Origin of the sequence: Moorena sp. SIO3B2, from assembly GCF_010692525.1 — a bacterium.
Taxonomy (GTDB): domain Bacteria; phylum Cyanobacteriota; class Cyanobacteriia; order Cyanobacteriales; family Coleofasciculaceae; genus Moorena; species Moorena producens.
Map to the genome: position 1 here is coordinate 25,762 of NZ_JAAHHE010000045.1, position 14,216 is coordinate 39,977.

Below are 14,216 nucleotides of genomic sequence, written 5' to 3' on the forward strand. Positions count from 1 at the left end.
AACCTTAAAACCTTCAACCTCCTAACCTCCTAACCTCCAACCTCCTAACCTCCTAACCTCCTAACCTTCCAATCCCATTGGTTAAACAACGACTCGATAAATTATTAGTAGACCTTAACCTGTGTGAATCCCGACAGCGAGCTCAGGTGCTGATTCGTGCGGGTGAAGTAATGGTAGATGGACAAATATTAGATAAGCCGGGAACTGAAATTAAGACCACCGCTCAGATTCAGGTGAAAGAGAAACCCCCTTTTGTATCCAGAGGAGGGCAAAAACTTGCCAAAGCCTTGGAGGTATTTGGAATTTCAGTAGAAGGACGCATTTGCCTAGATGGTGGGATTTCTACCGGTGGCTTCACCGACTGCTTGCTAAAAGCTGGAGCAAAACAGGTTTATGGTGTTGATGTCGGATATGGACAAGTAGCCTGGAGTCTACGCAATGACCAGCGGGTGGTGTTGAAAGAACGTACCAACTTACGCTATCTTCAGCCAGCCGACTTGTACGGTGTTTCACCAGTCCAGAATCAAAGTCAAGTCTATGCTGATTTAGGCGTAGTGGATGTTTCCTTTATTTCCTTAACCAAAATTCTTCCTGCTCTGTGGCAACTGCTATCCCCTCCCCGTGAAGTAGTGTTGCTAGTCAAGCCTCAGTTTGAAGTTGGTCGTGACCGTGTCGGAAAAAAGGGAGTAGTTAGGGACCCCCATCACCGTGCGGATGCGATCGCAAACGTTCTAGAATCCGCCAAACAGCTGGGTTGGCAGTACAAAGGATTAATCTCCTCTCCCATTACTGGCCCCGCCGGGAATATCGAGTACTTACTTTGGCTAGCAATGGATAGTATATTATGCTATCCCGATTTAGCAGCAATTAGAGAGATTACCAGCAAAATGAAGAATTTAGAATGAAGAATGAAGAATTTAGAATGGTTAAGGGTTAAGGCATAATTTCAAATTCTACATTCTTATAGCGTTTATCATAGCTATCAGATACACAATATTTTTAACCTATTGCCTATTGCCTCTTATCTGCTCCCTGCTCCCTGCTCCCTGCTCCCTGCTCCCTAAAACCCAGACATTTGTACCTCAAAAGTCGTAGAATTTATATAATTTAAAACTGATACAAATGAGACAAAAACTGAGAAATTTTGCGATTGCCTGGCCATTATGATGACAATTGCAGAGTGTATTGGAGTAACTTATTGATGTCACACACTATTATTTCAGCAGGACAAACCCACAAAGCAGTTCCCGTTTTTCGCAGAGGTTCCGGAAGGCAAGGGGATTCAGGATCTAATAGCTCCCATTCCCCATTCCCCATTTCCCCTTCTCCCTTCCCTAAGGATAGTTTGAGATTAGACAATTTTAGATTAGACCCCAGCCCACCACAGCGATCAAAACCCAGTCAAAAGGTGGTAAAACTAAAGCGGTGGTTAGAGGATTGTTTTGATCCGGGTTGGGAAAACGTGGAGACTATCTTAGAGCAATACCCAGAGCGAGTTTTAAGTTTTAGAAGTGACTCCTTTCACCAAGCGATGCAGCGCGGTCTTGGGGGTTTCCCCCATGAGCGACTGCATCAAGAAGCTAGTAGCAAATTCCATACTACAGCAGGAGTGAAAAGAGGTAAGCTACTCGGTACTGAGATCGGCTGGGGTGATCAGCAAGTCGCTTTATTAGTGGAGCTACATCGGACAGAATCACCCAAAATGAATGTATCCATTGAGCTGCATCCTGCTGGTGGTCGAGACCTTCTCCCCAAAGGTTTACAAATTATGGTGCTAGATGAAGAAGGAATTGTGGTGATTCAAGTCCAAGCCAGAGAGACAGAAAATCTTAAGTTGCAAGTTAGCGGCGAAGCAGGAGAACATTTTACCATTAAGTTGGTTTGGAATGATATCAGTATTACCGAAAATTTCTTAATCTGAATGCTTACAATCAGATTAAGAATGAAGAATGAAGAATGAAGAATGAAGAATGAAAAAAAATCCAATTCTAAATTCTAAATTATACATTCTTCATTCCAATAATTTATCAAATTTTCCTGTCCCACTTTCTGTTAAGCGCACCGTAAGGATTCAGCTATCAGCTAATAGGCTATTAGCTTTTGAATAAAACAGGTCAGCATTGGTTGAATCTAAGTTATGTAACAGTGTCGAAGCCCGTGCCACAAACATTAAGCCTATGCCACAAAGCTGACTGCTGACTGCTGACTGCTGAATGCTTACAGCGCACCTAAGAACTTTGCTCACCAGAAGCTAGCTGCTGATTAACCACAACCATAAACTCCTCTACAGAAGCAATGGTAATTGCCTGTCTGTGCAACATTGTCAAAATCGAGTCCTCCTTAATTTGGTTGATTGTTTCCACCAACTCACTAGGCACATCTTCAAAACGAAGCCGAAGTACTTCCAGGAGCCATTCTCGACCTTTTTCCAAAATGCCGATTTCAATCCCTTCTTGACGAGCAAGGCGTTCAAAACTAGTAACTTGACACTCCCCACTAATCGCGAGACGGGGATTCTTGGTTCAATGACTCGGCTTGCTGTGACAGGTTTTCACCAATCAAAGTAGAGGCTAAATCTCCCCAAGCGTTTGGAATATTATTCCAAGTTCCGGTGTGCCCCACCGTACTCAAGGCTCGATTCAAAATGTTGATTGCGGCGTTGTGGTCACGATCTAATTCACATCCGCACGAACAGACATGGGTTCTAGTAGAAATCGACTTCTTAACCACTTCGCCACAATTAGAACAGTTTTGCGAAGTATAGGAAGGATTGACTGCAACAGTTACTCTACCAAACTTCGTACCAAAATGTTCTATCCATTTTCTGAATTGGTACCAACCTGCATCATAGATAGATTTAGCAAGAGAGTGGTTCTTAACCAAGTTTTTAACCCTCAAATCTTCATAGGCTACCAAATCGTTAGATTGGACTACGCAACGCGCCAGTCTCTTGGCATGTTCTTCACGCTGCCTACTTATATTAAGGTGAGTCTTGCCTAGTCTATTAATGGCTTTCTTACGGTTGGCTGTTCGCGAAGCGTGGCCTACGGCCTTGCCTTTCTTTTTCCGGGAAACCCGACGTTGATGAAATTTTAGTCGTTTCTCACCTTTTCGATAAAATCTAGGGTTAGGTTGACTATCGCCATTAGAATCGGTATAGAAGTTTTTTAATCCAACATCTAAACCAATAGTTTTGCCCGTTAATTCTATCTCCTCATAAATGTCAGTATTGACACAAAATTGGACATAGTATCCGTCTGCTCGGCGGACTATCCTAACTCTTTTTATCAGTTTTATTTCCAAACACCATAAATCCCATGTTCCTTTGAGTTTAAGTTTTCCAATACCTTTCTTGTCGATAAAATTAATCCACTTTTTGTCTGGACATAGTTTCCATCCCGTAGTCTTATATTCCACCGAGTGGCAGTGCTTTTTGAATTTTGGAAAACCTTTCTTCCCTGGGACTTTCTTCTTGCAGTTGTCATAGAAACGTGCAATCGATGACCATGCTCTTTCAGCGCTAGCTTGTCGAGCCATGGAATTGAGTTCATTGGCAAATGGGAATTCTTTGGCTAGGACAGCACAAAGAGCACTTAAATCAGTTTTCTTTACACCTTTATTATCCATCCAGTGACGGATGCATTTATTGCGAATAAATTTAGCTGTTTTTATAGCTTCATCAATCGCATTATATTGTTTTTGCTTGCCGTATGCCTTGAACTCTATAACTATCATCAGTATCGACCTTTTTTACTTACTTTATTATACACCACGCCGGAGAAAAATTACGGAATATTGAAAAGATTTTTTTCACGGCTAAAAGCGCGCTACCAACCTTCATCCCCGCTTTTAAAAGACCATGAGCGACTCCATCAAGACATTGTACACATAAATCCTCTCAGCAAACACGGATTCGTATTGACTTTGGACTTCCACATGAATTAGTACCCAAGTTTCCTGGCCATCGCTGCGCCAAACCTTAACTAATTTGTCTGCTTCCCTAGTGCTAATTTCCCCATCCCGGGCTATCTGTTGGAATTCCTTGTCGAGAAACTCATAGCCTTTATCCCAGTCAATGTTTTCCTCAATTTCGGGAAATAAAAATGCCATAAAAGGTTGGAAATATAAGGAAATTGCCTCTTTCCATGGATTATCGTAGTCTGCACGTTGATTGGTCATAACTCATGGAATAAATGTTACCCAATTCAGAATTTATAATAACTATTATACTACTAAAATTATCCCTTATTAATACAGTTTAAATATCAGCTAATGCGCTACGGTAACAGCTAAGCTAAATGGGTTCGCGTAGGGGCTATTTCAGAGCATAGCATTCCCTATTATTTTGATACTGCAATGGCGACAACTGCAAAAATAATGAAGAATGAAGAATGAAGAATGAAGAATGAAAAAAATCCAATTCTAAATTCTAAATTCTAAATTCCCAATTCTAAATTCTAACTTCTAACTTCTAACTTCTAACTTCATCCTATCGCTCCCAAAGTTTTCAAAGTTGCTTTCTGTGCCTCAGTTAACCCTCTAACTCCAGTAATATTCATGGCTTCATAGAGTCTAGGAGTTTTCAGGATTTTCAAACACTCCCCTGTTTCTACATCCTTTAGCCTTACCGTTTGGTCTTGAGACCCACTGGCCATAATTTGACCATCCACACTGAAGGCGACTGAAGAGACCAGATGGCTATGTCCGGTGCAAATGTCAAGGCACTCCCCTGTGGAAACATCCCAAAGTCTGACCGTTTTGTCAGCACTGCCACTGCTTAGGGTTTTCCCATCGGGACTGAAAGCAACTGACAATACCCAATTGGTATGTCCCGTCAAGGTTTTGCAGCACTTACTCTCACGGATATCCCACAGCTTCACCGTGTGGTCTGTACTGCCACTAGCCAAAAGCTCACCATTGGGACTAAAGGCGACGGAGTGGACTCGATTACTATGTCCGCGCAAAATTCCTACACAGCTTCCGGTCTCACAATCCCATAACCTTACCGTGTGGTCAGCACTGCCACTGGCTAAGGTTTTCCCGTCATTACTGAATGCCACTGAACGCAGTCTATCGGTATGTTCTTGAAACGTTCTGATGCAGTGACCTGTGCTGACATCCCACAGCTTGACCGTGTGGTCGGCACTGCCACTGGCTAAGGTTTTCCCGTCACTACTGAATGCTACTGAAAATACCCAATCAGTATGGCCATGTAGTGTTCTAATGCAGCAACCTGTGCTAACATCCCACAGCCTAATCGTATTGTCTGTACTGCCACTGGCTAAGGTTTTCCTATCACTACTGAATGCCACTGAATAGACAAAGTCAGTATGTCCGGGCAAGGTTCTGATGCAGCTACCAGTACCATAATCCCATACTCTTACCGTGTAGTCGTTACTGCCACTAGCCAGGGTGTGACCGTCACTACTAAACGCGATGGGCATTGCCCAATCCGTATTTCCATACCAAGTTTTCAAGCATTGACCGGTTTGACAATCCCACAGCTTCACCTTTTGGTCTAAACTCACACAAACCAGGGTGTTTCCATAAGGACTAAAGGCCACTGAAAATACCTGATTGCTGTGTCCATGCAAGGTTTTCAAACATTCATTGGTGCTAGTATCCCACAGCCTGACTATGTGGTCGCCACCGCCACTAGCCAGGGTTTTGCCATCTGGACTAAAGGCCACGGAGTAGACACCACTACTATGTCCAGTGTAAGTTCTTAAGCAGCGACCTGTGCTTACCTCCCAAAACTTCACCGTGTGGTCGCCACTGCCACTGGCTAGGGTTTTCCCGTCACTGGTGAATGCCACTGACCCAACGCAATCCCTATGTCCAGTGCCAGTGTTCAGGCATTCACCAGTGCCACTATCCCAGAATTTCACCGTGTGGTCGTCACTGCTACTGGCTATAGTCTTACCATCTGGACTAAAGGCAACGGATCTAACCCAACTGCTATGTCCGGTGCAAGTGTTGAGACATTCTCCAGTTGTGATATCCCAGAGTTTCAAGGTGTGGTCGCCACTGCTACTGACTAGGGTCTGACCATCTGGACTAAAAGCCACTGAACATACCTCATTAGTATGTCCGGTACAAGTCTTTAAGCACTTACCATCACTGACATCCCAAAACTTAACGGTGTGATCGGCACTGCAACTAGCTAAGATTTTACCATCATGGCTGAAAGCAAGGTCTCGTACCAAATTGGTATGACCCTCACATAGCAAAACTAGTTTACCGCTTGGTACTTCCCACAGGCGAACTTTCCAATCTGTATCACAGGTTGCTAATAGTTTACCATCTGGGCTGAATGCTGCTGATAAAATATTTCCTAAGGTTTCCGTAAATACTGAGCTGGTAAAGTCAGCATCAGCGAAATTGACATTGTGTAATTTAATCCCCTCTAGGTTAGCTTGCCAAACTGTTAGATTAGAAAAGTCATAGCTGTTTAAATCCACCTGTAATTGGCGCATTATATTAATTATATTGCCGCAGATATATGCCGGATCTTGAGTTATTTTTTTTACCGTGGAAGTTGGGGAGCGCAGCATTGATATAATTTCTAGCAAGTGATTGCTGAGATTTTTTGTGCAACCAAAACTAGCGAGTAATCTTTCAATAATCGGTTCGATAATCAGAGAGACTTGACTATCCCGAATATACTCAGCAGCAGTGGCTTTGACTAATGCGTGAGTGCGGAACAGAGCCAAATTTTGACTAGTAATTTCCTCAGGAATCTGCTCAATTAATCGATTAACCATGTATTCCATCACTACAGGTTGTTGGGTAAACCCAGCCGAGGTTTTCTCAATCAATGAGCGCCGTTGTAGAGACCCTAGAGACTGTAAAATGTCAGGAGAGCATCGGTGGCAGACAACGTCCTGTTCCAACTCCTTAAAAAAAACCGGTTCGCGATTAATAGCTAGCCAGTACATCAGCTCTTGTTGTGTAGCACTCAGGCGCTGAAACTGCCGATCTAGCAAATCCCGAATATCATCAAAAATGAATGAGCCTTGCTTTAAAAAATTCAGGAACTGAGCAATATTGCCATAAAAAAAGTCTCTGACCACACAAGCCACCATTTTTAAGGCTAAAGGATTGCCAGCATAGTGCTCAATAACCGTTAGCCACTGGGTCTCATCCCCAGCAAAATTTCCTTTTTCCTTCAGGATTTCCTGCCCATCAGTGTCTGATAACCCTGTGAGTGGGAAGCAGCGAATGGGTAAGTTTTCCCCCTCCAGGATAATCAAGTCCTGGGGTGGCTCCCTAGAGGTCAGTAATAGACAGCTGTGGTGGGCGGTTTCACCAATACTTCTGAGCAGTTCACCGTATTCAGCATATCCTTCTCTATAACTACCGGTGCGATCGCCACTTTGCAGAATCGACTCAACATTATCTAGAACTAGCAAGCAACGCCGCCCTTGTAAATACCGAATCAATCGCAGAATTTTGCCATCCACAGAGGAGGGTAAATTGGTTTCCTGCTGTCCAGACAAAAATTGAATCAGGTCTGCCAGGAGTTCTTCTAGGGGAGGCGCATTGCGTAGAGTCCGCCAAATCACAAACTCAAATTTATCTTCCAGAAGATGGGCTAAAGTCACAGCCACAGAGGTTTTACCAATTCCCCCCATCCCTAGAAGTGTCACCAGGCGGCACTTGTCCTGAAGAATCCATTGCTGTAGGGTGTTGAGTTCCTCAGTACGACCGTAGAAACCTCTTAGCTTTGGTGCTTGTCCCCAATCAACACGTTTAATTTGAGCCACAGTGGGACTCTTGCCGTTATTGATTTGATCTGCCTTAATCTGATCTGGCTCAACAACCTTTTCCCAATCAACCCCTACAGCACTACAAATAGCGATGAAGGTGTCACAGCGAATCGGTTGTCTGGCCCAAAATCGGTTTAAAGTTGCCCTAGAGGTTAAGGCACTGCTACACCAAGCTTCTGCGGTTTTGTTCCATTTTTTCAGGCGTCTAGCCCGGTCAAGCAATTTGAGTCCTAATTCAGAAGCTCGCACTGAATTCTTCATACCGAAATCTGGTTCTGCTCACTATCCACGCCAATTGTTATGCCAAACTCTGAGATAACCATGAAGTCAATCTGAGACAATTGAGATAATCACCTCAGACAAGGGCACAGGTAACTTCGGATCCTAGAACAGCAAGGGTTTGAGGAACTTTAAGTTTTTTGAACACAGTTAATATAATTTAATGTAAGCATTCAGCTATCAGCTATCAGCTATCAGCTATCAGCTATCAGCTATCAGCTATCAGCTATCAGCTATCAGCTATCAGCTTATGGGCACGCTACTTGAGGTGCTATCAGCTATCAGCTATCAGCTATCAGCTATCAGCTATCAGCTATCAGCTATCAGCTATCAGCTATCAGCTATCAGCTATCAGCTATCAGCTTATGGGCACGGTTGAGGAGGAAACCGTTAAGAATAAAATACGTAAGTATTAGTTTAATTTGAGTTAAGTCACAGCGTCAAAGCCTGTGCCACAAAGCTGTTTGCGTAGCGTGGCCTACGGCCAACGGCTGACAGCTGAAGGCTGACAGCACCTCAAGTAGCGTGGCCTACGGCCAACGGCTGACAGCTGACAGCTGACGGCTGATAGCTGGTGTTATCAAAAATCTTTAAAACCACTAACCGACTCCTGCAATTCCTGAGCTACGGCTACGGTTGAGGTTAAGGAACTTGAAATTTGCCTAGAGGAATCAACGGTGCGTTCCGAGAATTGAGCCATCTCTTTGATCAACATAGCCACGTTCTGAGTGGTTTCGGTTTGGGAAACACTCCCCTGGGAAATGGCTGCTACTAGCTGCTCGATCTGGCACGAAGCTTCCATCAGCTGTTTCAGATTCTGCTTAGCTTCCTCAACTCGACTTGTGCCCTTCTCCACCACAGCAGTGCTCTGTTCCATTACCTTCACTAATTGAGACATTTCTAGGTCGATATCATCTACTATTTTGTGAATTTCCTGGGTAGCTTTGATCAATTGGTTGCTAAGCTGATTTACTTCTTTGGCAATCACGACAAAACCCTGAATCCCATTACCAGACCGCCCAGCCTCAATCTCAGCGTTAATAGCCAAAACATTGGTTTGAACCAAGAGCATGTTGCTCTTGGCAACCACCTTAGCAATCTTTTCGGAAGATTTACCTAGCTGCTTCACTTTTGAGGTCGTTTCCCCAATCGTGTCTCGCAATTCCAGCATACTCTCCTGAGTTAGGTTAATAGCAGTGCTGCTAGCTTCAACAGTGGTTGTAACTCCATCAACTACTCTCGCCGCCTGATCAGCATTCTCAGCCACTGCTTGAATCGAATCGGTGATTTGCTCTACTGAATCCAGGGTGTGAGTGGTTTCTGAAGCCTGCTTAAGAGCATCTTCTGCTAGTTGACCGACTACCACCTCGTTGTTTCCTAGTAAGGTATTGACTTCAACCGCTGAGTTGTTGACCTGGGTTACGAGAGTTTGCAAATTCTCAATAATTGTGTTAAAACAATCAGCAACTTTACCAATCTCATCCAAAGTCCCGTCAGAGCGCACTGTCAGATCTCCTTGTGCTGCCCCTTGCAAATTTTCAAGCAGTACCAGCAGTTGCTTCTGGAGTGCTTCTTTTTCCTGTCTTTGCTCTTGAGAAATTCTTTCCCTCTTTTCGAGGAGATTAGCCTGCTCTAGAGCAAAGCCCAATTGAATCGCCACCTGAGTGAAAACCTTGATATCCGTTTCCTGCCAAGCTCTTGGCTGTGAACATTGATGGGCAGCCAGAAAGCCAATCAAGTTCTCTGCCACCAAAATCGGTGCCACTAAACTGGCCTTAGCTCCAAGCAGTAGAGAAGTTTGGCCAAGCCTCTCTACTTGGGACTGCTGGTACTGGGTCAACTCACCCTCAAGATTATCAATGGCTAGAACCTGACGTGACTGGTAGTGATCAACATCCTCTAGGGCAAAATCCAACTCTTCTTTCTGTGTTTGTGGGGTAACAGACCCATCCAGAGTTACTGAAAGGCCAACCATTGACCCTTTATGATTCTGTTCGAGGAGGTAAATGATTGTGCGATCGCACGAGAGCGCTCTTTTAATTCCCACCACCGTAGCCGCGAAAATCTTTTCCCGTTCTAAGGATTTAAGCATGCTAGCAGTAATCTCATTTAACCTTTGGGAAATGTCCACCGTGGCTTGCTGCTGTTCCAGGAGCAGGGCTTGGGTAAGGGCATCACCAATTTGTCTAGTTAACTGCTGCATTAACTCACGTTCTGACTCCTGCCAAGGGTGGGGTTTTGAGCAATCATTCGCATACAACAAGCCGAAAAGTTCACCCCCAACTATAATTGGCGCAACCAGGCTGGCTACGACACCAAGGCGTTGAAGGAACTGCCCAGGAGCACCAGTTAGAGTAGCTTGTTGAAGGTTCTCGACACTAACAAGCTTCTCCAACTTAAACTTTGTAATTTCCCCGGTCGTGATTGGTTCGTAAATAGTTTGCCCTAGGGCTTTAACAAAACCAGAATTTACGATCTCCGCTGCAATTATCCCGCTTTTGAAGTCAGGATTAAAGCGATAGATAAATACACGGTCTGTGTTGAGGGCAAGGTGTACCCCATAAACGGAAGTTTGTAGGATATTGTCGAAGTTTAAGGATTGCTGAAGCTGGTTGCTGACTAGCACTAGTGTCCGCGCCTGTTCAGTTTCTTGTTCTTGGTCCTGTAATCGACCTTTGACCCGTGTCACCAGGTTATTAAAGACTTGAGCCAGTAGCTGCGTCTCGGTAGCACCAACAAGCTCCGCCTGAACGTTCAGGTTGCCTGCAATCACCGCTTTGGCAGTATTAGCCAACTGACCCAAGGGTTTTGCTAACTGATCGGATAAAGCTCTGACTACCAAGGTAATAATAATGCCCAGTACCACGAACAAACTAGCAAAGCCTATTGCCGCTTTTCTACCCGCTGCTCTGAGTTCACTAAGTTTGATCGAGACGGCCACAGTCCAATTGCTATCAGGAACTGCAACCAATATATAGTGCCTGCTATTATGATCAAAGGTGGCCAGCTTTAAGTTTGGGAAAAGTTCTGAATTAGCTGATTTTATCGTCAGTCCCTTCTGCTGCACTGTTTGCCCAGTTTCAAAAGCTTTGAGCAAAATTTTTAGGTTCTGTACAAGTGCTTGATCCTTTGCCCCGAGCAGTTTCTGTGGCTGGTCTTTACTCTTCCCTTGGTAGATGGTATCAACAACAGCCACAGTGTCGTCTTTTTTCAGGGCTAGTAGCTGCATAGATTGAGAATCCCCAATTTCCAAATCCTTCAGCAGGTTTTTCAATATGCTGCTGAAAACCGAGGCAGGCAAAACTCCTCTAACAACCCCTAGGAATTCATCAGTTGCTGGGTCTGTGATCGCTTTGCTGAACTCAATCACGAACCTATCGTCAGTGTCATCAAATTTCGTTTTAATCACCTGCTGACTGGGATCATCTTTTGCCTCTTGCCACCAGGCTTCATCCCGTTGGACAAAGTCAGTAGTAAGACTGTTGTAAGCTACATTAAACCCGTGCTTTTCGGTGAAAGATATCTCGGCAAACTCATAAAGTTCTGTAGTTTTACGTAAGTAATACTTGAGAGTTTCATTTGGCTGGATTAACCTGGTAGCGGAGAAAGACTCTTCAACCTCGTAGTAGGGTAATTTGGAAAGGTTTTGATCTTGAGAAACTTTTGTTGCAGTGCTAGCCGCCTCAACTACTAGAGGGCTAGCCGCCAATGTAGAAGGTATTCTTTTTGCTTCCTCCAAAAATATATAGAAAACTCTGCCCGCAACTAGGGTTTCACCCTCTAATAGTTGCTCAGCTTGCTGTTGGGAGCTGCGGGAAATAGCACTGTAGCTGAATAGTCCAGCCAGACCTAGAGGGGTTAAAACCGCTGGGAGAATGGTCTTCAATAATTGAGTGCGCAGATCATTACTTTTCCTTTGTGGTTGGGAATTGTTGGAATCGGTGGGTTGACTTGATTGTTGATGGTAGTGCTGTTGTCCATCTTGGGTTATCCCTTGAGGTATGACTGGTAATTCCCAGGCTAAGTCTTTTGAACAATGCATATGACCGTGACTATTTTTCCTAGAAGGATAGCTATAGCGTTTATAAACGATTTGTGAAAATCCAGAAACCCCTAATTATTGGTAGTGCTGGAATTTTGACCCCGTGATCGTTCACAACCTATTTATAATTTATAGATTTACTTCAGTTTTTAATCTAACCATATTTATCGAGGAATTTCTCTCAGTCAATTAACTGAATTTTGTGTCTTAAGAGTTACGCTAATTTACTGATTAGCGCAATTATCAGGACGAGTGAGGTACAAATTCCTAGGTTTTAGGGAGCAGGAAATTCGGAGCAGGGAGCAGCGGATATGGGAAGTGGGAAAAGGGAAGTGGGAAACAATCCTGTGTACCTCATAGCTATAAGAAACGCTATATACGCTACTGGGAGTAGTTATGTATAGCGGTTTTTAATCTAGTAAGGTACAAGTTTTTGAGGTGCGCTTGACCTTGGCGAATTTAATTCGCCAAGGTCAAGCGCACCTAAGGTTTTAGGGACTTCGGAGCAGGGAGCAGGGACTTCGGAAGAGGGAAGAGGGAAGAGGTAAAAAAATATGTGTACCTCATGAGGATAAAAAGCGCTATAGTCATGGCTAACTCTACAGGTATATTTTTTCGGCAGTCTTGTGTATACTCGTAACTGCTGACAGTAAAAACTAAGGCTGGCTAGGGTATGTCTAAAACTTTATCGAAACTTTATCAAAGTATCCATCAGGTGAAATAACTCTTGTCAAGAAAAAAATAAGATCTAGTTTAAATTATTTTTATGATTATTTTTCTTAAAGAATTTAATCGGTTTTGATGGTTAAAAATATAGTTAACTCAATAAGTTATCAACAGACAATAATTCATCTGTTGACTGGTGTATCTATTGCTATTATCCTAGGGCTTACCGCCTGCGAGAATAAAAATTCTGCAAACCCATCAGTGATACCCGTTGATACTTCCCATCAACAAGTGTCGGACAATACTGTCCGGGTGGGTGTGCTTATCATTGATAGCGTGGATTCTGTCAAACAACGGTATCAGCCAGTCCTAAACTACCTCTCTGGGGTGATTAATCGCCCTTTCTCCTTAGTACCTGTTACCCAAGAGAGTCAATTCATTGAAGTAGCCCAAGGTAATTTGCACTTTACCACCAACAATCCTCTGGCAGCTGTGCAAATCCGTCGGCTCTACGATACGGAATTTCTACTTACCCACTCTCGACCTCAGGTGGGTACAAAATTTGGTGGTCTGATCATCGTCAGAAGCGATAGCAATATCTACAAGCTGAAGGATCTGTGGGGTAAGAAGGCAGCCTGCGTGGCTTTTCAAACGGCGGCGGCTGGCTGCATTTTCCAAATCTATCATCTGCTTCAACATGGTATTGACCCGTTCCTGGACTTCAGCAGTTTTGTGGAAAACAAATCACAAGACCAGATCGTGCTTGATGTAGTCAACGGCAAAATTGATGTTGGGTTTATCCGTACAGGTCAATTAGAAAAGATGCTCAACCAAGGCTTGCTGGAAAACCTGGAACAGCTGAGAATCCTAGAGTCAGCTAAGGACGAATTCTTCTATACTCATACCACCCAGCTCTATCCCGAGTGGCCGATTGCTGCGGTTAAGGGTACTGACCCGCAATTAGTCGCAGCAGTGACCGAAGCGCTTCTAAATATCCCGCCGAACCATCCAGTCCTGGCAGCTGCTAACATAGATAAGTTTTTACCGGCAGAGGATTATGGCTCCCTGGATAAGCTGATTGAAACCTTGAGGCTAAAAAGTTGGGATTCTAATAGGGATCCGTTTAGGAATTCTGGGAACAGGGAACAGGGAGTAGGGAGTAGGGAGTAGGGAGTAGGGAGTAGGGAGTAGGGAGTTTTGTAGGGTGGGCAAGGGGAAATCAATGGGAGCGGTTGGGTTGACGAATCACCTTGCCCACCAGGATTAACTGTGGGTAGCTTGGCTTTTTGGTGGGCAAAAGTCCTAGAGTTTTCAGTACAGCTTATCTGTGATCACCTCTTGCCCACCCTACAGGGTCTTAAAGATTTTTAAGGGAGGTGATCCGCTGTTCCCTGTTCCGGTGATCCGCTGTTCCCTTTGCTATAGCAACCCATTCTAGATTGAGTAAAGTACTAAGCCGA

Annotated in this window: 9 protein-coding genes; 4 read left to right on the top strand and 5 right to left on the bottom strand. The window is 44.1% G+C overall.

The window, feature by feature from the left end; genetic code table 11:
- Positions 1-77: 77 nt before the first annotated feature.
- Positions 78-905: a TlyA family RNA methyltransferase gene (locus F6K38_RS13515; protein ID WP_287356724.1), complete on the top strand. Its 828-nt coding sequence runs from the start codon at positions 78-80 to the stop codon at positions 903-905.
- 296 nt (positions 906-1,201) lie between these two features.
- Positions 1,202-1,921 (top strand): DUF1822 family protein, encoded by a 720-nt coding sequence (locus tag F6K38_RS13520; RefSeq protein ID WP_287356725.1) that lies wholly within the window; start codon positions 1,202-1,204, stop codon positions 1,919-1,921.
- A gap of 307 nt (positions 1,922-2,228) precedes the next feature.
- On the opposite strand, the gene F6K38_RS13525 is transcribed toward F6K38_RS13520, so the two are convergent.
- From F6K38_RS13525 to F6K38_RS13540, 4 genes are all read right to left on the bottom strand, one after another.
- Positions 2,229-2,432 carry a hypothetical protein gene (locus F6K38_RS13525; RefSeq protein ID WP_008188204.1) on the bottom strand — a complete coding sequence of 68 codons (204 nt, stop codon included), beginning with the start codon at positions 2,430-2,432 and terminating at the stop codon, positions 2,229-2,231.
- Between the two features lie 64 nt (positions 2,433-2,496).
- Positions 2,497-3,735 (bottom strand): RNA-guided endonuclease InsQ/TnpB family protein, encoded by a 1,239-nt coding sequence (locus F6K38_RS13530; protein ID WP_008188205.1) that lies wholly within the window; start codon positions 3,733-3,735, stop codon positions 2,497-2,499.
- A 114-nt stretch (positions 3,736-3,849) separates the two neighbouring features.
- A complete protein-coding gene (locus F6K38_RS13535) occupies positions 3,850-4,179 on the bottom strand; it encodes an RpnC/YadD family protein (RefSeq protein WP_008188206.1) in 330 nt (109 codons plus the stop codon).
- Between the two features lie 305 nt (positions 4,180-4,484).
- Entirely contained in the window at positions 4,485-8,030 is a 3,546-nt protein-coding gene (locus F6K38_RS13540; protein WP_287356727.1) for a WD40 domain-containing protein, read from the bottom strand.
- Positions 8,031-8,298: 268 nt separating this feature from the next.
- Between F6K38_RS13540 and F6K38_RS13545 the strand changes: the two genes are divergently transcribed.
- On the top strand, positions 8,299-8,427 hold the full coding sequence (locus tag F6K38_RS13545; RefSeq protein WP_287253934.1) for a hypothetical protein: 129 nt from the start codon (positions 8,299-8,301) through the stop codon (positions 8,425-8,427).
- Between the two features lie 201 nt (positions 8,428-8,628).
- On the opposite strand, the gene F6K38_RS13550 is transcribed toward F6K38_RS13545, so the two are convergent.
- Positions 8,629-12,090, bottom strand: a complete 3,462-nt coding sequence (locus F6K38_RS13550; protein ID WP_287267900.1) for a GAF domain-containing protein — start codon at positions 12,088-12,090, stop codon at positions 8,629-8,631.
- A gap of 801 nt (positions 12,091-12,891) precedes the next feature.
- Between F6K38_RS13550 and F6K38_RS13555 the strand changes: the two genes are divergently transcribed.
- Complete coding sequence (locus F6K38_RS13555) at positions 12,892-13,926, top strand: phosphate/phosphite/phosphonate ABC transporter substrate-binding protein (RefSeq protein WP_287356729.1); 1,035 nt, start codon at positions 12,892-12,894, stop codon at positions 13,924-13,926.
- Positions 13,927-14,216: the final 290 nt, after the last annotated feature.